At 72.0% G+C, this 20566-nt stretch carries 24 protein-coding genes; 11 read left to right on the top strand and 13 right to left on the bottom strand.

Annotation, left to right across the window (positions count from 1 at the left end):
- Nucleotides 1–189 precede the first annotated feature (189 nt).
- From OG870_RS43965 to OG870_RS43935, 7 genes are all read left to right on the top strand, one after another.
- Complete coding sequence (locus OG870_RS43965; RefSeq protein ID WP_266526043.1) at nucleotides 190–795, top strand: sulfite oxidase-like oxidoreductase; 606 nt, start codon at nucleotides 190–192, stop codon at nucleotides 793–795.
- Nucleotides 788–1567 (top strand): ferredoxin reductase, encoded by a 780-nt coding sequence (locus tag OG870_RS43960; protein WP_266587450.1) that lies wholly within the window; start codon nucleotides 788–790, stop codon nucleotides 1565–1567. The genes OG870_RS43965 and OG870_RS43960 overlap by 8 nt, the downstream gene beginning before the upstream one ends.
- Before the next feature lie 165 nt (nucleotides 1568–1732).
- The gene (locus tag OG870_RS43955; protein ID WP_266526050.1) at nucleotides 1733–2317 is read left to right on the top strand and encodes an Rv1733c family protein; all 585 of its coding nucleotides are present in this window, start codon (nucleotides 1733–1735) and stop codon (nucleotides 2315–2317) included.
- A 97-nt stretch (nucleotides 2318–2414) separates the two neighbouring features.
- Nucleotides 2415–2792, top strand: a complete 378-nt coding sequence (locus OG870_RS48340) for a dihydrofolate reductase family protein (protein ID WP_443063452.1) — start codon at nucleotides 2415–2417, stop codon at nucleotides 2790–2792.
- A gap of 119 nt (nucleotides 2793–2911) precedes the next feature.
- Nucleotides 2912–3880, top strand: coding sequence for an acetylxylan esterase (locus tag OG870_RS43945; RefSeq protein WP_266526051.1), 969 nt, complete (start codon nucleotides 2912–2914; stop codon nucleotides 3878–3880).
- A gap of 136 nt (nucleotides 3881–4016) precedes the next feature.
- Nucleotides 4017–5174, top strand: coding sequence for a serine hydrolase domain-containing protein (locus OG870_RS43940; RefSeq protein ID WP_327692107.1), 1158 nt, complete (start codon nucleotides 4017–4019; stop codon nucleotides 5172–5174).
- A 130-nt stretch (nucleotides 5175–5304) separates the two neighbouring features.
- Nucleotides 5305–6048: a GntR family transcriptional regulator gene (locus OG870_RS43935; RefSeq protein WP_266526054.1), complete on the top strand. Its 744-nt coding sequence runs from the start codon at nucleotides 5305–5307 to the stop codon at nucleotides 6046–6048.
- Here OG870_RS43935 and OG870_RS43930 read toward each other — a convergent pair.
- Together OG870_RS43930 and OG870_RS43925 are read right to left on the bottom strand one after the other, a co-directional pair.
- Nucleotides 6018–6491, bottom strand: coding sequence for an ATP-binding protein (locus OG870_RS43930; RefSeq protein ID WP_327692106.1), 474 nt, complete (start codon nucleotides 6489–6491; stop codon nucleotides 6018–6020). The genes OG870_RS43935 and OG870_RS43930 overlap by 31 nt on opposite strands.
- A complete protein-coding gene (locus OG870_RS43925; protein WP_327692105.1) occupies nucleotides 6488–7417 on the bottom strand; it encodes an MEDS domain-containing protein in 930 nt (309 codons plus the stop codon). Before OG870_RS43925 ends, OG870_RS43930 begins: the two co-directional genes overlap by 4 nt.
- A 105-nt stretch (nucleotides 7418–7522) precedes the next feature.
- Between OG870_RS43925 and OG870_RS43920 the strand changes: the two genes are divergently transcribed.
- Nucleotides 7523–9607, top strand: a complete 2085-nt coding sequence (locus OG870_RS43920; protein WP_266526060.1) for an ATP-binding protein — start codon at nucleotides 7523–7525, stop codon at nucleotides 9605–9607.
- Nucleotides 9608–9625: 18 nt separating this feature from the next.
- Here OG870_RS43920 and OG870_RS43915 read toward each other — a convergent pair whose 3' ends face one another.
- Nucleotides 9626–10351, bottom strand: coding sequence for a class I SAM-dependent methyltransferase (locus OG870_RS43915; protein ID WP_327692104.1), 726 nt, complete (start codon nucleotides 10349–10351; stop codon nucleotides 9626–9628).
- A gap of 83 nt (nucleotides 10352–10434) precedes the next feature.
- Between OG870_RS43915 and OG870_RS43910 the strand changes: the two genes are divergently transcribed.
- On the top strand, nucleotides 10435–10842 hold the full coding sequence (locus OG870_RS43910; RefSeq protein ID WP_266526064.1) for a nuclear transport factor 2 family protein: 408 nt from the start codon (nucleotides 10435–10437) through the stop codon (nucleotides 10840–10842).
- Nucleotides 10843–10848: 6 nt separating this feature from the next.
- Here OG870_RS43910 and OG870_RS43905 read toward each other — a convergent pair whose 3' ends face one another.
- The 6 genes from OG870_RS43905 to OG870_RS43880 form a co-directional block, all read right to left on the bottom strand.
- Entirely contained in the window at nucleotides 10849–12288 is a 1440-nt protein-coding gene (locus OG870_RS43905) for an MFS transporter (protein ID WP_327692103.1), read from the bottom strand.
- 2 nt (nucleotides 12289–12290) lie between these two features.
- Nucleotides 12291–12425 (bottom strand): hypothetical protein, encoded by a 135-nt coding sequence (locus tag OG870_RS43900; protein WP_266526068.1) that lies wholly within the window; start codon nucleotides 12423–12425, stop codon nucleotides 12291–12293.
- Between the two features lie 49 nt (nucleotides 12426–12474).
- The gene (locus tag OG870_RS43895; protein ID WP_327692102.1) at nucleotides 12475–13731 is read right to left on the bottom strand and encodes an RNA polymerase sigma factor; all 1257 of its coding nucleotides are present in this window, start codon (nucleotides 13729–13731) and stop codon (nucleotides 12475–12477) included.
- Complete coding sequence (locus tag OG870_RS43890) at nucleotides 13728–14063, bottom strand: YciI family protein (RefSeq protein ID WP_327692101.1); 336 nt, start codon at nucleotides 14061–14063, stop codon at nucleotides 13728–13730. The genes OG870_RS43895 and OG870_RS43890 overlap by 4 nt, the downstream gene beginning before the upstream one ends.
- Nucleotides 14063–14785 (bottom strand): YciI family protein, encoded by a 723-nt coding sequence (locus OG870_RS43885; RefSeq protein WP_266526074.1) that lies wholly within the window; start codon nucleotides 14783–14785, stop codon nucleotides 14063–14065. The genes OG870_RS43890 and OG870_RS43885 overlap by 1 nt, the downstream gene beginning before the upstream one ends.
- Nucleotides 14786–14966: 181 nt before the next feature.
- Nucleotides 14967–15476: an SRPBCC family protein gene (locus OG870_RS43880; RefSeq protein ID WP_266526076.1), complete on the bottom strand. Its 510-nt coding sequence runs from the start codon at nucleotides 15474–15476 to the stop codon at nucleotides 14967–14969.
- Between the two features lie 231 nt (nucleotides 15477–15707).
- Between OG870_RS43880 and OG870_RS43875 the strand changes: the two genes are divergently transcribed.
- Nucleotides 15708–16535, top strand: coding sequence for a class I SAM-dependent methyltransferase (locus OG870_RS43875; protein WP_266587442.1), 828 nt, complete (start codon nucleotides 15708–15710; stop codon nucleotides 16533–16535).
- A gap of 280 nt (nucleotides 16536–16815) precedes the next feature.
- A complete protein-coding gene (gene rho, locus OG870_RS43870) occupies nucleotides 16816–17958 on the top strand; it encodes a transcription termination factor Rho (protein ID WP_266587440.1) in 1143 nt (380 codons plus the stop codon).
- Nucleotides 17959–18001: 43 nt separating this feature from the next.
- Here the strand turns inward: rho and OG870_RS43865 are convergent, their stop codons facing one another.
- The 4 genes from OG870_RS43865 to OG870_RS43850 form a co-directional block, all read right to left on the bottom strand.
- A complete protein-coding gene (locus OG870_RS43865) occupies nucleotides 18002–18448 on the bottom strand; it encodes a DUF7144 family membrane protein (RefSeq protein WP_266526082.1) in 447 nt (148 codons plus the stop codon).
- A gap of 32 nt (nucleotides 18449–18480) precedes the next feature.
- The gene (locus OG870_RS43860) at nucleotides 18481–18948 is read right to left on the bottom strand and encodes an SHOCT domain-containing protein (protein ID WP_266526083.1); all 468 of its coding nucleotides are present in this window, start codon (nucleotides 18946–18948) and stop codon (nucleotides 18481–18483) included.
- 471 nt (nucleotides 18949–19419) lie between these two features.
- Nucleotides 19420–20082: an HdeD family acid-resistance protein gene (locus OG870_RS43855; RefSeq protein WP_266526085.1), complete on the bottom strand. Its 663-nt coding sequence runs from the start codon at nucleotides 20080–20082 to the stop codon at nucleotides 19420–19422.
- Between the two features lie 280 nt (nucleotides 20083–20362).
- A complete protein-coding gene (locus tag OG870_RS43850; protein ID WP_266526087.1) occupies nucleotides 20363–20560 on the bottom strand; it encodes a hypothetical protein in 198 nt (65 codons plus the stop codon).
- Nucleotides 20561–20566: the final 6 nt, after the last annotated feature.

The following is a 20566-nucleotide window of genomic DNA, read 5'->3' as shown; positions in this document are numbered from 1 at the left end:
CCGCTCACCGGTTGTACGGGGCACCGGTTCCGGCAACAGACGGCAAGGAGGATCGAGGTCCGGCTATTCCCCGGTCGCCGGAGCCTTCATACGCCCTTAATGATCGCGGGCCGGCCCGGGGCGGGAGCACCGCCGACGAGCACGTACGGTTGAATGCGTAGGCAATCACTTCCGTCCCGCTGGATCCACATGAACGTCACCCGAGGCTTCACCGGACGCGCCCGCGTCAACCATCCCGGCCTGCCGCCCGGCCAGTACGACGCGGGCGACGAATGGCCCGTCCTGTCCGCGGAGGTCACGCCCGAACTGGCGCCCGCCGACTGGACCTTCCGCGTCGACGGGCTCGTGGAGCGGCCGCGGACCTGGGACTGGGAGCAGGCGCACGAGCTGCCGGAGTCGGCGTACGAGGGCGACATCCACTGTGTGACGAGTTGGTCGAAGTTCGGGGTGCGCTTCGGGGGTGTCTCCCTGGACGCCTTTCTCAATGTGGTGCGACCCCATGGGTCCGCCACCCATGCCGTCGCCTATTCACACACCGGGTACACCACGAACCTGCCGCTCACGGACCTGACCGGCGGGCGTGCCTGGATCGCCTGGGAGTACGACGGGCAGCCCCTCGCACCCGAGCACGGCGGCCCCGCCCGGCTGCTGGTGCCGCACCTGTACTTCTGGAAGAGCGCCAAGTGGATCGCGGGCCTGAGGCTCCTCGACCACGACGAGCCGGGCTTCTGGGAGCAGAACGGCTACCACGCGCGCGGCAACCCCTGGCAGGAACAGCGGTACTCCGGTGACTGAGACGTTCACTCCCCCGGCCACTCCTCCAGCCACTCCCCCGACGCGCTTCGCCGTGCCCGGCCGGATCGCCGTGAGCAACCGGACCGCCGCGGTGTGGCAGACGGCCACACTGACCGAGGTCCGCCGCGAGACCGCGTACGCCTCCACCTTCCGGTTCTCGGTGCCCGCCTGGGCGGGGCATCTGCCCGGTCAGCACCTGATGCTGCGGCTGACCGCGGAGGACGGATATGTGGCCCAGCGCCACTATTCGATCGCGTCCGCTCCCGACGACCCGGGTCACATCGAGCTGACTCTGGATCACGTCGAGGGCGGCGAGGTCTCGGGCTGGTTCCACGACGTGGCCGAGCCGGGCGACCAGGTGGAGGTGCGTGGCCCGCTGAGCGGCTTCTTCGCCTGGCCGGGCGACCGTCCCGCGCTGCTGATCGGCGCCGGCTCGGGTGTCGTGCCGCTGATGTCGATGGTGCGCCACCACCGGGCACGGGATCTCGACGTTCCGCTTCGGCTCGTGGTGTCCGCGCGCAGTCCCGAAGAGCTGATCTACGCACGGGAGTTCGGCGCGGAGACGACGCCCGTGTACACGCGGAGCGCACCGGCGGGTGTGCCCGTAGGACGTATGGCGGCCGCACATGTGGCGCCACTCCTGGCCGAGCAGCCTCCCGGTGGGTGGGAGGCCTATGTGTGCGGCTCGAACGCCTTCGCCGAGCATGCCTCGCGCCTGCTCGTCGAGGCCGGCCAGCCCGTGCAGCGGATCCGGATCGAACGCTTCGGCTGACGAGCGGGCGTCACGGCCTCCTCGCGGCCTCGTTCCGATGTCCTCGCGGCGGCTTGCTGGGTATGCGCTTTTCCTGGGCACTCGCGCGCACAGGTGGTGGGGAGGGACAATACGAAGCAAACACGGTACGGCCCCTCCGGCTCCGGTGACGGCGAGGAGGTCGGGATGCGAACCCGAGTGCACGGCTGGCGCTGGCGGCGCAATCCGCTGCGGCGCCACTCGGATGTGGTGGAGGCGTGGACGGCGCTGATCGTCGCCGTCCTGCTGTTGGTGGGCGCCCCGCTGGCGGGGGCCCTCGCGGGTTCGTGGGCCCATGACGAGGCGCGGGGCAGCGCCACGGCGGAGCGCGCCGAACGCCACCGCGTCCGGGCCGAGGTCGTCGGCAAGACCCCCGACACGCTGCCCACGGTGGAGGGTGGCCGGGAGCACTCGTACCGCGTGGACGTGCGGTGGAAGGATCCCGTGACCGGCACGCACACCACGAACGCGCGCGTCCCGGCGGGCACGCAGCACGGCGACACGGTGGACGTCTGGCTCGACTCCCGGGGCAGGACCGTAGCCCCACCGCCGGGCGAGACGGCGGTCTGGCAGCACACGGTGACCATCGGCATCACCGCCACGGGCGGCGCGGTGGGCGTGGTGCTCCTCGCGAACGCCGTAGTGCGCCGCGTGTCCACCGGCCGCCGGCTGGTGGAGTGGGAGCGGGAATGGGCGCGGACCGAGCCGCAGTGGACACGACGTAAGGCGTGAACCGGGACGGGGATCCGGGGCGGGATGTCGAATGCGCCGCCTCCCGATCGACGTGAGGCTGAAGGCAGCACATCCCACGACCCCGGAGCACCCCATCGTGACCGTGACCGCGGACCTGGCGAGAGCCGTCGCCGGCGGCGGGAACGTCGACATCGCCGGCGGGGCGAGGACGGTGCGGCAGTACCTCAGGGAGGGACTCGTCGACGAGCTGCAGCTGCAGCTGCATGTGGTGCCCGCACTCCTCGGAGCCGGACTGCGGCTCCTCGACGGCCTCGGCGCGGGGCGGCGTGACGTCCAGGCCCGGGGTGACCAGCCGTCCGGCCGCGGAGACGGTCGTAAGGGCCTCGGGCTCGGTCCCGGCGGCGCCCACGGCGGTGACCCGACCATTCGTTACGGCCACCCAGCCGCCGGGGATCTCGTGGTCCCCTGCCACGACCAGCACTCCGGCGTCCTTGACCAGCAGATCCACGGGTGACGACATGGGCCGTATCGTAGACAGGTACGGCTGGAAAGACCTGGCGATTCGTCGGAGGACCCACGTACGGTGTGATCATCCGTACCTGATCCTTCGTCCCATCGCAAAGGCGGTCCTACATGGCCCTGTTCGACCTCCCTCTCGACGAGCTGCGCGAGTACCGCAGCGAGTCCACCGAACCCGAGGGTTTCGACGCGTTCTGGTCCAAGACCCTCCAGGAGGCCCGCGAGCACGACCTGGACGCCCGTTTCGAACCGGTCGACACCGGCCTCACGACGGTCCGGGTGTTCGACGTGACGTTCGCAGGCTTCGGCGGGCACCCGGTGAAGGGCTGGCTGACGCTGCCCGCCTCGGCCGAGGAGCCGATACCGCTGGTCGTGGAGTTCGTCGGCTACGGCGGCGGGCGCGGCCTGCCGCACGAGCATCTGCTGTGGGCGTCCACCGGCCGGGCGCACTTCGTGATGGACACGCGCGGGCAGGGCAGCGCGTGGGGCGGGGGCGGCGGCACGGCGGACCCGGTGGGCGGCGCGCCCGCCTACCCCGGTTTCATGACCCGCGGCATCGACGCGCCCGAGAACTACTACTACCGCCGGGTGTTCACGGACGCGGTGCGTGCCGTCGAGGCGGCCCGCTCGCACCCGCTGACCGACGCCTCCCGCACGGTCGCCCTCGGCGCCAGCCAGGGCGGCGGCATCACCATCGCCGTGGGCGGTCTGGTCCCGGACCTGACGGCGATCGCGCCGGACGTGCCGTTCCTGTGCGACTACCCGCGCGCCGCAACCAGCACGGACCGCCACCCGTACCGCGAGATCGGCCTCTACCTCAAGACCCACCGCGGCCGGACCGCGGACGCCCTGCGCACCCTGTCCTACTTCGACGGGGTGCACTTCGCCTCGCGCGGCCGCGCCCCCGCCTTGTTCTCGGCGGCCCTGGAGGACCAGACCTGCCCGCCGTCGACCGTCTTCGCGGCTTTCAACGCCTGGGCGCACGACGACAAGACGATCGAGGTGTACGACTTCAACGACCACGAGGGCGGCGGCCCCTACCAGGAGGCGGCCAAGCTGGACTGGCTGCGGTCGTACGTCTGACGGGCTCCGCGCGAAGCCGGAGGTCCGGAAGCTCTTCCGCCTCCGGACTTCCCTCCAGTCCGACCAGTCGGTACGTTCGGGACTGCCCGGGTCGCAGCGTCGCGGCCCGGGTTTCGGGCGGACGACGGAGGACCCCATGGCGGAGCGCGAGCCAGAGGTGCACGGTTACTGCGACGAGCGGTTCGCGGCGGTGCGCACGGCACTGGAGGAGAACTTCCGGGAGCGGGCTGAGCTGGGTGCCGCGGTCGCCGTGAGCGTCGGCGGCGAGGTCGTGGTCGATCTGTGGGGCGGGTGGGCCGACGCGGCCCGCACCCGACCCTGGGAGCGGGACACGCTCGTCAACGTGTGGTCGACCACGAAGGGCCCGGTCGCGCTGTGCGCGCACATCCTCGCCGACCGGGGGCTGCTCGACCTCGACGCGCCGGTGGCCGCGTACTGGCCCGAGTTCGCCGCGGCCGGCAAGGACGGGATCCTCGTACGCCATCTGCTGTCGCACCGGGCGGGGCTGTCCGGGCCGCGGGAGCCGCACTCGCTGGAGCAGCTCTACGACTGGGAGTTGACGACGCGGCGGCTAGCGGCGACGGAGCCCTGGTGGGAGCCGGGGACACGGTCCGGCTATCACGCGATCACCTATGGCTTCCTGGTCGGGGAGGTCGTGCGGCGCATCTCGGGGCTGCTGCCGGGGGCGTTCCTCGAACGGGAGGTGACCGGGCCGCTCGGGATCGACTTCACCGTCGGGCTGCCGGAGAAGGAGGCCGGGCGGGCGGCCGAACTGGTGCATCCGCCTGCCGCGTCGAGCAGCGAACAGGCGGCGATCTTCAGCCAGTTGACTCCCCTGGCGCTGGCCAATCCGCTGGTGGGCGCGACCGAGGCCAACACGCCCGGATGGCGGGCCGCCGAGATCCCGGCCGCGAACGGGCACGGCACGGCGCGGGCGGTCGCCGCGCTCTACGGGATCTTCGCGGGCCGGGGTTCGTACGACGGCCACCGCATCCTGTCCGCCGCGGCGGCCGAGCGGGTACGTGAGGGGCAGGGCAGCTGCCGGGACCTGGTGCTCGGCGCCGGTTTCGAGCACGAGACGGAGGTCGGGCTCGGCCTGTGGCTGAGCGGCCCCAACGGCTCGTACGGCCCCAACCCGCGGGCTTTCGGACACGACGGCTTCGGCGGCTCCTGCGGCCTCGCCGACCCGGAGGCGGGAGTGTCCCTGGGCTATGTGATGAACCGTATGGGGCCTCATATCGCGGACGACCCACGGAAGATGGCCCTCGTCGACGCCCTGTACAGCGCGCTGTGAGCGGCGATCGGGGCGGGCCGGTTTCGGCCGAACCCGCAGGCCGGCCTTCCCTCGTGGTTTAGACCAATGCTAGATCTGGTGGCGCAACGAGCCCGCACGGCTACGGTACGTCACCAACAGGAGGCGCGGCATGGCCCGCACCACCCCGCACGACCACACCCGCACCGATGGAGAGCCGCTGTACTGGCGCGTCGCGCAGCAGCTGCTCGGCGAGCTGCGCGACGGCTCCGTCCCGCCGGGTGAACGGCTGCCGGGCGAACGGCAGTTGGCCGGTCATTTCGGTGTCAGCAGGGAGACGGTCCGACAGGCGCTGGAGGTGCTGCGCCGGGACGGTCTGGTCGCCACCGACCGGCGGGGCAGTCACGCCACGCTGCCCGGGCTGCCGGTCGAGACCGCCCCCTCGTCGACCTTCCCGGTCGGCGCCCGGGCCGCGGACCCCGGTGCCGTCGACCGGACCAGGGTGACCTGGGAGACTCCCCCGCCGGAGCACGCCGAGGCCCTCGGGCTCGCCCCGCACCGCCCGACCCTCGTGCACCGCTACGAGTCGGCCGGTGCCGACGGCCGGGGGCGCCGTAGCGCGGTCACGTCCTTCTCCGCCGTGGCGCTCTCCGAGGTCGAGGAGCTGGCCCGTTACCGTGACCGGGCCGACGGCGCCGCCTCGGCGCAGCTGAGCCGCGCCTACGACTGGATGCGCAAGGCGGGCCTGACCCTGCATCACCGGGATTCCATCACCCGCCTCGCCGACACGCCCTCGGTGCGGGTCACCCGGCGCGTGCACGACCAGTACGCGCGGCCGCTGGAGATCACCGACCTGGTCGTGGACGCCCAACCGGGCGCCCTGGTCTATGAGTTCACGCTGCCCGCGGCGGGCTGACCGTGTCCCGGCCGCCGGAAGTACAGCCGTACGACGAAGCCCGACGAGTCGAGGTCGTCGGCGGCCAGGCCGCTCAACTGCCGTACCAGCCACAGTCCGTGACCGCCGGCGGCATCCGGCTTGGGCGGCAGGTGGCCTGGGAACGACGGGTGGGCCGCCAAGGAGCGCGCGCCGTCGTCGAGGACCTCGCAGATCACGTGCTCGCGGTCGCTGTGCAGCCGTACGACACCGTGTCCGCCGCCGTGGCGCACGACGTTGACGACGGTCTCCTGCACGGCTGCCACCAGGTCGTACGTCCGCTGCTCGGGCAGCCCCAGGCGGCGGGCGTACGCGGTGAGGGCGCGGCGGACAGCGGCCGTGCGGCCGCTGGTGAATGGGGCGGCCGGGTCGAGGAACTGGTCGTCCGCGCCGTAGCGCAGCGCCTGGTGGACGAGCCCGGTCACGGCCTTTCTCCTTCCGGTCCTGCCGGGCCGTCCGGTGCTTCCGGTCCTTCCGGCTCGATGTGCAGGCCCGGGACGCGGTCCCAGCCGGTCACCCGCATCACCCGCTGGACGTGCGGGGCGACGCCCGACAGTTCGAGGGTGCCGCCCGCCGCGTACAAGCTGAGCGCCGTGAACACCAGCAGGCGCAGTGCGCCTACGTCGATGAACCGCAGCTCGTGCAGGTCGAGGTGGGTGCGGGCGCCGTTGGCGGTGCGGGCCCGGGCGCGGGACGTCTCGGCGTGCAGGGCGCGGGCGACGGCGGTGACGTTCGTGTCGTCGACCTCTCCCGCCAGGGCGAGGCCGGGGGGTGCGAAGGTGCGGGTGATGGTGAGGAGGTCGTCGCGCCACACGTCGTCGGCGCCCACCCGGCCGTGGTGCAGGCCGGCGAGCGGGACGAGTTCCGTCTCGTCGAAGATCCGGCGGTCGTACTGGCAGATGCCGAGGACCGGCAGCGAGGAGAACACGGGGTCGAGCAGCAGCTCGCTGTCGTGCAGCGTCTTGAGTTCCTTGCCGGCCTGCGCGCGCAGGATCTCCGTGCACACGCGCAGGCCGAGGAAGCCGTCACCGACGGCGCGGCGCGCCTCGCGGCGGATCAGCTCGTCCAGGTCCCACAGCCCCTCGGGCCCGGCGAGGTGCGGGTCTACGCACAGCCGGCCGTCCGCGAGTTCCTCGTCGACCCGGCAGCCGTGCGCCTCCAGGAAGGACAGGGCGACCCCGCCGGGGATGTCGGCGGGCGGCAGCAGGAGTCCGCGCTGCCCGCTGGCCAGCCCGTCGAGCAGGAACACGGCGAGGACGGTCTCGCGTTCCTCGTCGGTGTCGTAGCCGAGGAACAGGTGGTCTCCCTGGCGCATCTGTCCCACGGTTTTCAGGGTGGGTATGACGGCCATCCCAGCACCTCCCTGGGTGGACGGACCGCTTCCACGCTACGCCGGAAGCAGGCCTGCCGTGAGGGGTTATGGTGTCCGCCATCGGTTCCGGTGAGGGGGGGGACGATGGCGGCCTCTGTACAGGGCGGCAGGATCGGCAACCTTCCCGCCGAGGCGAACGCGTTCGTCGGCCGTCGGCTCGAACTCGCGGTAATCGCGGGGCTGTTGGGGACCGAGCGACTGGTGACACTGACGGGGCCCGCAGGTGTGGGCAAGTCCCGGCTGGCGCTGCGGGCCGCGCACGCCGCGAGAGCCGGGTTCCCGGGCGGGGCCTGGCTGGTGGAGTTGTCGGAGCTGAGGGACCCGGACCTGCTGACGAACACGGTGGCGCAGGCGACCCGGCTGACCGAGCAGACGCTGCACCCCCTGCTGCAGGCCGTCTGCGAACACCTCGCGGGTGCGCCGCTACTGCTCGTCCTGGACACCTGCGAGCACGTGCTGGACGAGTGCGCACGGGTCGTGCAGGAACTCCTGGCGAACGTCCCGGAGTTACGGGTTCTGGCCACCAGCCGGCAACCCCTGGGCGTGCCGGGCGAGCACCTCCTGACGGTGGCGCCGCTGCCGCTGGGGGAACGCGACGACGCGGTGGCGCTGTTCGCCGCCCGGGCCGCGGCCGCGGTGCCGTCGTTCACGCTCACCGATGCCAACCGGGCGCATGTGGCGGCGGTCTGCGCCCGCCTGGACGGGATCCCGCTGGCGCTGGAGCTGGCCGCCGTACGCCTGCGCGGCTTCCCACTGGACCGGCTCCTGGAGGGTCTCGACTCCCGTTTCGACCTGCTCGTCTCCCCCGCACGGCCCCGGCTCGCCCGGCATCAGACGCTGCGCACCGCGATCGGCTGGAGCCATGAGCTGTGCACGCCGCTGGAGCGGCTGCTGTGGGCCCGGCTCTCGGTGTTCGCGGGCGGCTGGGACGTGGAGGCGGCCGAATTCGTTTGCCACGGCGGACCCTTGGACGCGGAGGAGATCCTTCCGCTGCTCGCGTCGCTGACGGAGAAGTCGATCGTCACCCGGGACGGCGAGGAGGCGGCGGTGCGCTACCGGATGCTGGACACGGTCCGCTCGTTCGGCGCCGACTGGCTGACCGGGCTGGGCGAGACGGAGGCCGTCCGGCGCCGCCACCGGGACTACTTCCGCTGGATCGCCCGGCAGGGGGAGGCGGAGTGGCTCGGGCCCGGCCAGCGGATGTGGGCGGAGCGGCTGACCGTGGAGCACGCCAATCTGCGCCTGGCGATCGAGGAGTGCCTGACCGCAGCCGAGCCGGAGACGGCCCTCGAACTCACCGGCTCGCTCTGGTTCTTCTGGTTCGCCTGCGGGTTCGCCGAGGAGGGCCGCAGCTACCTGGAGCGCGCACTGCGCCACGGCCCCGGGTCCGGCGGCTCCGAGCACACCCTGGCGGTCTGGGCCCACCGTCTGGTCACCGTCGTCCCGGACGACGTGGAGGCGGCCGAGTCGGTGAGCGCGGCCTATGTGTGGCTCGCCGCGGAGCGTCAACTCCCGGTGCCCGCCCTGCCGTTGACGGGGGCGAGTCTGGCCGTGCGGGGCGAGTCGGCGCGCTCGGCGGTGCTGTACGGAAGTGTCCGGCAGGCGCCGGCCGGGGACGGCGCCGCCGAGTTCTTCCAGCTGCTGACACTCGCCGTGCAGTCGTATCTGCTGGCGAGCCAGGCCGCGTTCGAGCGGTGCGCCGCGGTCGCCGAGCGGCTGCGCGCGGACTGCGCCAAGCGGGGCGAGCTGTGGATGCGGGCATGGGGCGACTTCTTCGTCTCGCTCGCCGGGATCGGCCTCGGTCACCCGGACGAGGCGGTGCGCTCGGCGCGCGAGGCACTGACCGCCAAGTTGCGGGTGCACGACCGGCTCGGCGCCGCCGCGGTCGCCGACCTCCTCGTCGCCGCTCAGGCCGCCCTGGGCGAGGACGAACTGGCCGCGCGCCTGCTCGGCATCAGCAGACGCCTGTGGCACGTCGCGGGCCTGCCCCAGCTCGGCAGGCCCGACAGGACGGTCTTCCACCGCGAGTACGAGCGTCGGCTGCGCGCCTCCCTCGGGGACGACCGCTTCACCGAAGTGGTCCTTGAGGGAAGGGAGTTGGGGCCGGACGCGGCCATCGCGCTGGCGCTGGGCGGCGTACTCGACCTGTCCGATGTGTCCGACCTCTGATCGGCCGCGGCGGCTTCATCAGGAGCGGACGGCCACGACCATCCGTACGCGTGGGCTGCCGTCGGCGCGCCGGCCGAACTCCGGCAGGGCCTCCAGGCCCACGCGGAACCCGGCCAGCTCCAGGACCCGTCGTACGTCCCCGAGCTTGAACGCCCGGTAGTACATGACGAACGGCGGCCGCCACACGGCGTTGCGCACCCGCATGACCGCGTCGAAGCCGAGCAGCGTCCAGAACGCGGGCGACGTGGGCCGGGGCGGGGCGAGGATGGGGAAGGCGAAGCTGCCACCCGGCCGCAGCACGGAGTGGACCTGGGCGAACAGGCCGGGCAGCTCGGCGGGCAGGAAGTGGCCGAACGCCCCGAAACTCACCACGAGGTCGAAGGCGCCTGGGCCGAACGGAAGGGCGCGGGCATCGCCCCGGACCCAGGAGATCGTCGGCCCCGGCGGCCGTACGGCCTCCTGGGCCACGGCGAGCATGCCCCCGCTGAAGTCGACCCCGGTGACGCTCTCCCGACACAGCCGCGCCAGCACGTCGACGCCCGCGCCCGTGCCGCAGCACAGGTCGAGGCCGCTGTGGAAGGGCCCCGTCCGGGCCAGCGCCGAGGCGACGGCGTCCAATACCGGGTCGGGCGTCCGGAAGGGCGTGCGGTCGAACTTCGGAGCGAGCAGGTCGTAGCCGTGCTCGACGGACGACAACGCCTGGACGGCGAGTTCACGCAGGCTGGGGCCTTCGGGGCTGAACACCCACGTCAGCCTAGTGGACAGCCGCACGCCGACTGATTACTCTCATCCTCACCTACTCAAAAAGTTGATTATGAGGTGGCGTGATGCGAGCGTTCCGCGAGGCGGTCGAGGCCGGAGACATGGACGCCGTCGAGGCCCTGCTGGCGAAGGACGTCGTCTTCACCAGCCCGGTCGTCTTCAAGCCGTATCCGGGCAAGGCGATCACGGCGGCGATCCTGCGCGCGGTGTCGCAGGTCTTCGAGGACTTCCGGTACGAGCGTGAACTGACCGGCGCCGACGGCCGCGACCACGCGCTGGTGTTCGCCGCGCGGGTGGGCGACCGCGAGCTGACGGGCTGCGACTTCATCCACGTCGACGAGGACGGCCTGATCGACGAACTCACCGTCATGGTGCGGCCGTTGTCGGGCGCTCAGGCCCTCGCGGCGGCCATGGGGGCACGGTTCGAGGACATCGCCAAGGAGGCGGGGGCGCGGTCCGCCTCCGCCTCCTGAAGGCGATCACGTACGGACTCGACGCCTCGTGACCGTTCCGGCCGGTCGGGGCTGTGGCGTCCGCGGGCGCGGTGCACGCAGCAGCACCAGGGCGCAGGCCAGTCCGGCCGTCGCGAGGGCGGCGCATGCGGTGAACGCTGCCTGGTAGCCCTCGGTCAGGGACGCGAGCCGGTTCGGGCCGCCGCTGTGGGAGAGGGCGACGGAGGTGACCACGGCGACCCCGAAGGCGCCGCCGATCTGGAAGGCCGCGGTGTTGATCCCTGAGGCCACCCCGGACTCCCGCTCCCCCACTCCGGTCAGGGCGGCGATGGAACCGGCGACCGCGCAGGCGCCGAGGCCGGGCCCGAAGAGCAGCAGCCCGGGCAGCAGGTCGCGGACGAATCCGCCGTCCACCGGCACTCCGGCCAGCAGCAGGCTGCCCGCGCCGACCATGGCCAGTCCGGCGACGGCGACGGGGCGCGGGCCGAGGCGGGTGACCAGGGCCTGTCCCGCGTAGGAGCCGACGACGGCTCCGACCGGCATCACGACGTTGTACAGGCCGAACCACAGCGGCGAGTAGCCGAGCACGCCCTGCCCGTACCGGGACAGGGTGTACGACATCCCGAACGCGCAGGCGCCGAGCAGGAACACGACCAGGTTGCCACCGCTGACGGTCCGGGCACGCAGCAGCCGCAGCGGCACGAGGGGTGCGGCGGAGCGTGCTTCGACACGGATGAAGAGAACGGCGATGAGTACGGCTGCGGCCAGCAGGCCGGTCGTGCGCATCGACAGCCAGCCGGCGCCGGGTGCCTCGACGACGGCGTACACGCAGACGACGAGTGCGGCGGTGGCGGTGAGCGCGCCGACCGGATCGTAGGAGAGCGACCGGGCCTCGGCGCGGCTCTCGCGCAGCAGGAGCGGGCTCAGAACCAGCAGGAGCAGCGCGACGGGGACGTTCAGGAAGAAGACCCATTCCCAGCCGAGGCCCTCGGTCAGAGGGCCGCCGATCAGCAAGGCGGCCGTGGCGCCGAAGCCGCCGCTGCCGGACCAGATGGCGAGCGCCTTGTTGCGTTCGCGGCCCTCGTCGAAGGTGTTCAGGAGGATCGACAGCGCGGTCGGCGCCATCACGGCGGCCGAGACGCCCTGCACGGTACGGGCCGCCACCAGCGCTCCCGCCGACCAGGCGAACCCGCACAGCAGCGAGGACAGCCCGAACAGCAGCGTGCCGGTCATGAAGACACGGCGGCGGCCCAGCAGGTCGGCGGTGCGGCCGCCGAGGAGCAGCAGACCGCCGAAGCTCAGCAGATAGGCGCTCATCACCCACTGGGCGCCGCTCGCCGAGAAGCCGAGGCCGTCGGCGATGGACGGCAGGGCGAGGACGACGATCTGCGCGTCGAGGATCACCATGAACCCGGCGACGCACAGAAGGGCGAGGGCGTACCAGCGGCGGGAGTCGGCGGTCGGCATGATCAGCCTCCCAGGCGCAGGCCGGCGAGCCAGACGTCCGGGGTGCCCGGCGCGTCGGACGTGCGGCGCGCCCGCAGGAGCGAGGCGAGGGCCCGGCGGAGCGTGGTGGTGCGGCGGGTGTGCGGCTGAGCGGTCATCGGAGCCTCCGGTGTCTCAGGGTGTTTTCACCCCACCGACGAACGGCTCCTACGCGGATCGACACTCCGCGAGCCGCTTTTGCAGAAACCGTCGCTCCGCGTCGTTCTCGACCAGCTCCAGCGCCCGCTCGTACGCCGCGACCGCTTCCTTCGTACGTCCGCCGCGGCGCAGCAGGTCCGCGCGGGTGGCCGGCAGGAGGTGGTAGTCGGCCAGATCGCCCTCGTGTTCCAGTTCCGCGACCAGGGCGAGTCCCGCGTCGGGGCCCTCCGACATGCCGACGGCCACCGCACGGTTGAGGCGGACCACGGGTGAGGGCACGAACCGGGTCAACTCCCCGTACAGCGCGGCGATGTCGGCCCAGTCGGTGTCGTCCGCCGTGGCGGCGGTGGCGTGGCAGGCGGCGATGGCGGCCTGGATCTGGTAGGGCCCGGGGCGGCCGCGGCGCAGCGCCGCCTCCAGCAGCAAGGCGCCCTCGTCGATCTCCGTGCGGTCCCATGCGCCGCGGTCCTGGTCCTCCAGCGTCACGAGTTCTCCGGCCGCGTCCACGCGCGTGAGCCGGCGGGCGTCGTGCAGCAGCAGGAGGGCGAGCAGGCCGGTCACCTCGGGCTCGTCCGGCATCAGGCGGGCCAGGACACGGGCCAGTCGGATCGCCTCCGCGCACAGGTTGGTGCGGACGAGGTCGGCGCCGGACGTGGCGGCGTACCCCTCGTTGAACAGGAGGTAGACGACTCCGAGCACGCCCGTCGTGCGTTCGGGCAGGAGGTGTGCGGGCGGCACCCGGTAGGGGATGCCGGCGTTGCGGATCTTCTTCTTGGCGCGCACCAGACGTTGCGCCATGGTCGCCTCGGGGACCAGGAAGGCGCGGGCGATCTCCGGTGTGGTCAGCCCCGCGAGGGTGCGCAGGGTCAGCGCGACCCGGGCCTCGATGGGCAGGGCCGGATGGCAGCAGGTGAAGATCAGCCGCAGCCGGTCGTCCTGGACCCCGCTGTCGTCGCCGTCGTACTCCGGGTCGTACGGTCCCTCGTCCCGCACCAGCACTGCCGCCTCCCGCAGTTTCGCCGCCCCCACCGCCTCCCTGCGCAGCACGTCGAGGGCGCGGTTGCGGGCGGTCGTGGTCAGCCAGGCCCCGGGGCGGCGCGGTACACCGTCGCGCCGCCACCGGTCCAGGGCCTGGGCGAAGGCGTCCTGCGCGCACTCCTCGGCGAGGTCCCAGTCGCCGGTCACCCGGATCAGGGTGGCGACGACCTGGCCCCACTCCTCACGGAACGCGGCGGCGACGGCCTTCTCGACATCGGGCACCGTCACTCCCAGACCGGCCGCACCTCGACCGAACCGCCGGTGGCGGCCGGATGCCTGGCGGCCAGGGCGATGGCCTCGTCGAGATCGGCGACGTCGATGAAGGCGATCCCGGCGAGATACTCCTTGGTCTCCGCGAACGGCCCGTCGCTGAGCAGGACCTCGTCGCCCCGGACGCGCACCGTGGTCGCGTCGGTGACCGGCCGCAGCCGTGCCCCGCCGGTGACCCGGCCGGCCCGCACCTCCGCCAGGTATGCGGCGAAACGCGGGTCGTCGGCGTGCCGTGCCGGGCTCTGCTCCTCGTCGCCGACCGGCGAGCAGAACAGCAGGGCGTACTTCATCACGCCCCCTTCAGGGACACGGCGTGCTCAAGGGTGATCAGCCGGCGCAGGCCGATGTCTCGGTAGCCGGTGGTCACGCGCAGCGTGTCGTCGAGCGCTGTGCCGTCGGTGCGGGTGCCGGTCAGCCGGACGAGGGAGTGTGCGAAACCGACGCTCTCGTCGACCTGGACACGGAAGTCCAGCACCTCGCGGGTCACGGGGCCGTCGGCCGCCGCGAACAGGTCCTGCAGTGCCTTGCGGTGGGCGTCCAGGCCCTGCCGTTCGTGGCCGTCGGCGAGGTGGAAGACCTCCGCGTCCGGCGCGTAGCAGGCCAGCGTCCGCTCCAGGTCCCGTTCCCTCGCGGCCTGGGTGAGTTCCGTGTCGATGCCGCGGATCGCGGTCTCGGCGTCCTCCTCGTCCCACATCGGCCAGAAGGGGCGCACCTCCATCGCGCCGATGGTGGCGACCGGGTGCCCGGCGGCGGCCTCGACGGCCTCCTCCAGGCTGTCGCACTCCAGGATGTCGTAGCCGGCGACGTACTCCTTGGTCTCGGCGAACGGTCCGTCGGTGCGCAGCACCTCGCCGCCGCGGACCCGCACGGTGACCGCCTCGGCGGGCAGTGCCAGCCGGTGACCGTGCAGCCGGACACTGCGGTCGCCCAGTTCCTCCACCCAGGGCTCTACGGGTGCCATGCCCGAGGCGTCGGCGGTGTCGTCTCCGCAGACGAGCAGCATGTACTTCATGGGTCCTCCCGGTCGTCATGAGCTTCCTACACCCCACCGACGAACGGGGACAGCCCGAATCGACACCCCGGGCGAGCCATCCCCTGAACGGGTCCGCCACCCGCCGTACCGCGACGACGCAGTCGGCCCGCTGCGATCAGTGTTCACCCGCCGGAGGCCTCGACCCTGGTCGCGGTGCGCATCAGGCGGTCTCCGCCAGGTTCTTGATGTGCTTCAGCGTCGCGGTCATGGTGTGCTCGAACTCCCGCTGCCGTACGAAGACGATCTCCTCCTCCTTCTCCGGCATCCGGTCGATCGCCGCTGACAGTGCGGAGCGGCCGGGGCCCAGCTGCACCCATTCCGACAGTTCGGTGCCGCCGTCGCCGGCATGGAGCCGGAAGCGCCAGACCGTCGACGGCTCGGCGGGGTCCTGTACGGCCCAGGCGAGGACACGGCACGGTTCGCACTCGATGACGTACGAGGTGGTGGTCCACTCGCCCAATGCCTCGTGTCTGCCGCGGCCGAGGAAGCGGGTGCCGACGGCCGGTCCGGTGGCGCCGTCGAGCCATTCCACCGACTGGAGTTCGCCGCTCGTGCCCGGCATCAGTCCGACGTCGGACACCAGCGCCCACACTCGCTCCGGCGGGGCGTCCATCCAGGTCCGCACCTCGACCGTGGGTTTGTCCGTGTACCGCGCGCCCGTCCACCTCACACCGGCCGGCCTCCTCGCCGTCAACGGGGTCCGAGCTCCGGAACTGCCTCGCCGAGCAGATCCGTCGTCCTTGTCGTCCCTTCCCTGAATGTTGACGCATCTCACCGGCACCTGCCATGGCCTGGACCGGTTCGCCCGCCCTGGCCCTCGTCGGACACCTGTCCCGCGCCAACCCTGGCCGATACGCGGTTCCTCCCGCCGTACGGAGCGCGTCCGCGGTTGGATGTCCTCATGACCACCGACGAGCACGCACGGTTCATGCGGGCCAACCGGGCGAACTGGGACGCCCGCACACCCGTCCACCTCGCCAGCCGGTTCTACGGTCTCGACCAGGACCTCGACCCGGCACGCTGGTTCGCCTCCTTCGAGTGGGACGACCTGGGCGAGCTGGCCGGACGCGACGTGCTCCACCTGCAGTGCCACCTCGGGACCGAGACGATCGCCTTCGCCCGGCGCGGCGCCCGGGCCGTCGGCCTCGACTTCTCCGGAGCGTCAGTGGCCGCCGCGAGGGACATCGCGGCGAAGGCCGGCCTGGACGTCGACTACGTCGAGTCCGATGTCCACGACGCCGTACAGGCCCTGGACGGGCGGCAGTTCGACGTCGTCTACACCGGCAAGGGTGCGCTGTGCTATCTGCCGGACCTGGACCGCTGGGCGGCCGTCGTCGCCCAACTCCTGCGCCCCGGCGGCCGGTTGTACCTGGTCGAGTTCCACCCGCTGCTCAACTCGCTGGGTCCCAAACCCGCTGAGGGCGAGGGCTCCGAACTGCTGCTGCGCCACGACTACCTGGCCGGCGACGGCGCCGTGCACCGGGACGCCACGCACACCTACACCGACGGCCCTGCCGTCGAGGGCGCCACCGACAGTTACGAGTGGATGCACGGAATAAGCGAGGTCGTCAACGCGTTGATCGGTGCGGGAATGGTTATCCGGGGCCTGCGCGAGAGCGACGAGCTGCCCTGGCCACGGTGGCCGCAGATGGTCCGGACCCCCTCCGGCTGGTGGCGCCTTCCGGAGCCACGGATCCCACTTCTCTACGGCCTGCTCGCCACCCGCTGAGCGGTTTGCCGCCGTACCCCTTGTGGTACGGTCTTGCTAGCACTTGTGTACGCCCCCGTTGAGGGCGCCGGTGCCAGTTCCCTTTCAGTTCGCCGAATCGCCCGCCGTTGCGCGGCCGGCGCACCGGCTTTCCCGCACCACCTCGTGACCGGCACCGCTGTGCCGTACCCGAGGTGATGTTCCTGCCGCCGAAGGCGCTCAGTCCGCCTTCGTCTCTTCGCGGCGTCACACCTTCCTTCCGCATGTCTCATGCCATCCGTCCTCGAAAGGACCGACCACCATGACCACCACACTCGAACACCCCCCAGTCAAGCAGGAGCCCACGACCCAGGTCGCCACCGGTGTCCTCGACATCGACGCGAGCGGGAAGGGGCACCTGCGCGCCGCGAGCCTGCTGCCCTCGCCCTCCGACCTCCCGGTCTCCCCCGCGCTGATCCGCCGTCACGGCCTGCGCAAGGGCGACCTCGTCGACGGCGTACGCGACGGCCGGCGCGCCCTGACCGAGGTCGTACGGATCAACGGGCGCACGCCCGACGAACTGCGCGGCCGCCGTCACTTCCGCGACCTCACGCCGCTGCACCCGCGCGGCCGGCTCCGTCTCGAACACCCGGCGGCCGGCCTGACCGGGCGCGTCGCCGACCTGATCACACCGGTCGGCAAGGGCCAGCGCGGGCTGCTCGTCGCCCCGCCCAAGACCGGCAAGACCGTGGTGCTCCAGCAGATCGCGGCTGCCGTCGCCGGCAACCACCCCGAGTGCCACCTGATGGTGGTACTGCTCGACGAGCGCCCCGAGGAGGTCACCGAGATGCGGCGTTCCGTGCGCGGCGAGGTGTACGCCTCGACCTTCGACCGGGCCGCCAAGCAGCACATCGCGCTCGCCGATCTCGTCATCGAGCGGGCCAAGCGGCTCGTCGAGGCGGGCGAGGACGTCGTCATCCTGCTCGACTCGCTGACCCGGCTGTGCCGGGCGCACAACAACGCGGCCGCCGCCGGTGGCCGCACACTGAGCGGCGGTGTCGACGCGACCGCGCTGCTCGGGCCGAAGCGGTTCTTCGGGGCGGCCCGGCTGGCCGAGGAGGGCGGCTCGCTCACGATCCTCGCCACCGCGCTGGTGGAGACGGGTTCCCGCGCCGACGACTACTTCTTCGAGGAACTCAAGAGCACCGGCAACATGGAACTCCGCCTCAGCCGCGAGCTGGCCTCGCGCCGCGTGTTCCCGGCCGTCGACATCAACCCGTCCGGCACCCGCCGCGAGGAACTCCTCCTCTCCGCCACCGAGTTGACCGCCGTACGCGGTCTGCGCCGCGCCCTGCAGACCCGGGACGGCCAGTCCGGTCTGGAGACCCTGCTGGAGCGTATGCGGGACACCCCGGACAACGCGACGTTCGTGCGCCGCATCCAGCCGACGCTCCCTGCCGAGTGACACGAACCTCATGTCACTCGCGGGTGCCCCTGCCGGAACCGCCTCAGACGTCGTGCGGCGGGCGCTCGAACGGCTCGAAGGACTCGTCGCGCCGGACCACGCACAGGGCCCAGATGATGAACGCCGACATCGCGATCACCACGACCGACCAGACCGGGTAGTACGGCAGGGAGAGGAAGTTGGCGATGATGATGAGTCCGGCGATGGCCACGCCCGCGACGCGCGCCCACGTCGCCGCCTGGAACAGACCGAAGCTGACGAGCACGGCGACCGCGCCCAGGGCGAGGTGGACCCAGCCCCACCCGGTCAGGTTGAACTGGAAGACGTAGTTGCGTGTGTTCACGAACACGTCGTCCTTGGCGATCGCCATGATGCCGCGGAAGATGTCGAGCAGTCCGGCGATCATCAGCAGGACGGCCCCGAAGACCATCAGACCGGCGGCCCAGTTCTGCCTCGTCGTCGGCGCGTGTGCGGTGTGTGTGGCAGTCATCCTGATGCCTCGTTTCGATCGGTCCGGCGTGCTCAGCGCCCGTGGGAGGCGGCTGTGGCACCGGAGTGCGTCGTGGAACCGTGGCCGGTCAGGACCAGGTCCTTGGCCCTGGCGAACTCCTCGTCCGTGATGTCACCGCGGGCGCGGATCTCGGAGAGCTTGGCGAGTTCGTCGACGCTGCTGGACTTTTCTCCGCCCTTGGCGGTGTCGCGGATGTACGAGTCGAACGCCTGCTGCTGCGCCCGTGCCTGGGAGATCTCCCGGTGGCCCATGTTCTTGCCGCGGGCGATCACGTAGACGAAGACGCCCAGGAAGGGCAGCACGATGACGAACACCAGCCAGCCGGTCTTGGCCCAGCCACTCATGTCGTCGTCACGGAAGATATCGACGACGACCCGGAAGAGCAGCACGAACCACATGATCCACAGGAAGAACCACAGCATCGTCCAGAAGGCGCCCAGCAGCGGAAAGTCGTACGCGAGGTACGTCGACGCGCTCATGTCTCTCCTCCGGTCCCGGGCGTTCGGCCGCCCGCCTGTCTCTGCCGTCTCAGCGTGCCCACGGCAAGGGCGAGGCGGCCTCACCCGGCACGGGTGAGCGTCGTGCACGGGACGAGATGTTCCCGCCCGGGGCAGGCCCTGCTTCGGTGCACGGCGGTGGGCGGGAAGAGGCGGGAGCCCACTGACCGGACCTGCGCCGGAGCAGTGGCGCGAAGGCGTGGCGCGGTTCACGGGACCGCGCGCCCCGGTTCGTCGGCGGTGCCCGGGGCGCGCTCCGCCGCGGCGAGGACCGCCAGGATGGCCAGCACGGCCAGGACCACGATCACGGTCACGATCACTACGAGACCGCGGGGTGGTTCCACAGCAGGAGCGCCGAGGCACCGGCCCCGATGGCGATGCCAGTGGTCCACGTCCGGTGCGTGGTCAGCCGGCGGCCCGTCGAGCCGGTGCGCATCCCGACGCGGAGCCGGTTCAGACGCTCGGGTCGGTCTCGGGCCGCCCCGTGATGCCGGACTTGCGCAGTGCCGCCCGCCAGGCGAGGGCGAGGGCCGCCTCGGCCAGGCCGAGCAGCACGAGCCACAGGCCGAGCAGCCGGGTCAGTGCCCGGGCCGACTCGGCGGGCAGGGCGAGGACGACGATCCCGGCGACGATGGCGAGCACCGCGAGACCCAGGACGACGCCGCGGTGCGGCAATTCGTCGGCGGCGATGGCCGTGTAGAGCGTCAGGATGCCCGACACGAGCCAGACGACACCGACGATGAGCGAGAGCGCGGCGATGGTCTGCAGCGGGTTGCGCAGGCACAGCACTCCGGCCAGGACGTACAGGACGGCGATGAGCAGCCCGGGGAGCCGCTCGCCGTGCCCGTCGCGGGCGAAGACGGCGACGAACCGGAACGACCCGATCACCAGCAGGTACAGGCCGATGAGGACCGCCAGCACGTGCAGGGTCTCGTCCGGCCAGACCAGGACCAGGACGCCGGGCACGAGCGTCGCGACCGCGGAGCCGAGGATCCAGGTCCAGGAACGTCCGAGGCGCTCCAGCACTTCCGCGGAAGTGCCCGCCTGGTCCGGGACCGCCCCGTCGGGACTGTGCTCCGGTCCGGTACGCGGTGCCGGACCACGCGACACGGTCATGGCTCCTCCTCGCGTGATCGAGCGGACGTTGCGTACCGCCGACGGGGCGGTGTGCGGGACCTCGCCTGAGCAGGATCCCGCGCGTCGTCGCGGAACGGGTCACCCTCCACGGGTGATCCGGCGGCCCCCTCGTGCCGGGGTGGGGTGGGATCCGGAGCCGCTCACCGCGCTGACGGCGCGACGGACCGTAGAGACGGACGCGACGGACCGTGGAGACCGCGATGCCGCCTCCCGCTCGGGCCGGATCACCGCGCAGGATCTCTGAGCGCCACGGCGTGAGTCACTCCGGCAGTTGACGCATCTCCACGACGCGCAGGCCCAGTGACCGGCAGCGGGCCAGCAGTCCGAACAGCTGCGCCTCGTCGATGACGGGACCGAACAGGACGGTCTGACCGGACATCACCACGTGCTCCAGCTCCGGGAAGGCCTCGGCAAGCGCCTTCGACAGGTGTCCGTCGACTCGGATCTCGTAGCGCATGGGTCG

Source organism: Streptomyces sp. NBC_00461, from assembly GCF_036013935.1.
In the GTDB taxonomy this organism is placed as follows: Bacteria; Actinomycetota; Actinomycetes; order Streptomycetales; family Streptomycetaceae; genus Streptomyces.
Note: the sequence above shows the minus strand (reverse complement) of the source record. Positions and strands in the feature narration are given on the sequence as shown.

Coding starts and splice junctions, on each gene's coding strand:
- OG870_RS43850 (WP_266526087.1), bottom strand. CDS start 20,560: ATGCGCTACGAGATCCGAGTCGACGGACACCTGTCGAAGGCGCTTGCC.
- OG870_RS43885 (WP_266526074.1), bottom strand. CDS start 14,785: ATGAAGTACATGCTGCTCGTCTGCGGAGACGACACCGCCGACGCCTCG.
- OG870_RS43860 (WP_266526083.1), bottom strand. CDS start 18,948: ATGAGCGCGTCGACGTACCTCGCGTACGACTTTCCGCTGCTGGGCGCC.
- OG870_RS43855 (WP_266526085.1), bottom strand. CDS start 20,082: ATGACCGTGTCGCGTGGTCCGGCACCGCGTACCGGACCGGAGCACAGT.
- OG870_RS43865 (WP_266526082.1), bottom strand. CDS start 18,448: ATGACTGCCACACACACCGCACACGCGCCGACGACGAGGCAGAACTGG.
- OG870_RS43965 (WP_266526043.1), top strand. CDS start 190: ATGAACGTCACCCGAGGCTTCACCGGACGCGCCCGCGTCAACCATCCC.
- OG870_RS43910 (WP_266526064.1), top strand. CDS start 10,435: ATGCGAGCGTTCCGCGAGGCGGTCGAGGCCGGAGACATGGACGCCGTC.
- OG870_RS43890 (WP_327692101.1), bottom strand. CDS start 14,063: ATGAAGTACGCCCTGCTGTTCTGCTCGCCGGTCGGCGACGAGGAGCAG.
- OG870_RS43905 (WP_327692103.1), bottom strand. CDS start 12,288: ATGCCGACCGCCGACTCCCGCCGCTGGTACGCCCTCGCCCTTCTGTGC.
- OG870_RS43935 (WP_266526054.1), top strand. CDS start 5,305: ATGGCCCGCACCACCCCGCACGACCACACCCGCACCGATGGAGAGCCG.
- OG870_RS43900 (WP_266526068.1), bottom strand. CDS start 12,425: ATGACCGCTCAGCCGCACACCCGCCGCACCACCACGCTCCGCCGGGCC.
- OG870_RS43945 (WP_266526051.1), top strand. CDS start 2,912: ATGGCCCTGTTCGACCTCCCTCTCGACGAGCTGCGCGAGTACCGCAGC.
- OG870_RS43955 (WP_266526050.1), top strand. CDS start 1,733: ATGCGAACCCGAGTGCACGGCTGGCGCTGGCGGCGCAATCCGCTGCGG.
- rho (WP_266587440.1), top strand. CDS start 16,816: ATGACCACCACACTCGAACACCCCCCAGTCAAGCAGGAGCCCACGACC.
- OG870_RS43920 (WP_266526060.1), top strand. CDS start 7,523: ATGGCGGCCTCTGTACAGGGCGGCAGGATCGGCAACCTTCCCGCCGAG.
- OG870_RS43940 (WP_327692107.1), top strand. CDS start 4,017: ATGGCGGAGCGCGAGCCAGAGGTGCACGGTTACTGCGACGAGCGGTTC.
- OG870_RS43875 (WP_266587442.1), top strand. CDS start 15,708: ATGACCACCGACGAGCACGCACGGTTCATGCGGGCCAACCGGGCGAAC.
- OG870_RS43925 (WP_327692105.1), bottom strand. CDS start 7,417: ATGGCCGTCATACCCACCCTGAAAACCGTGGGACAGATGCGCCAGGGA.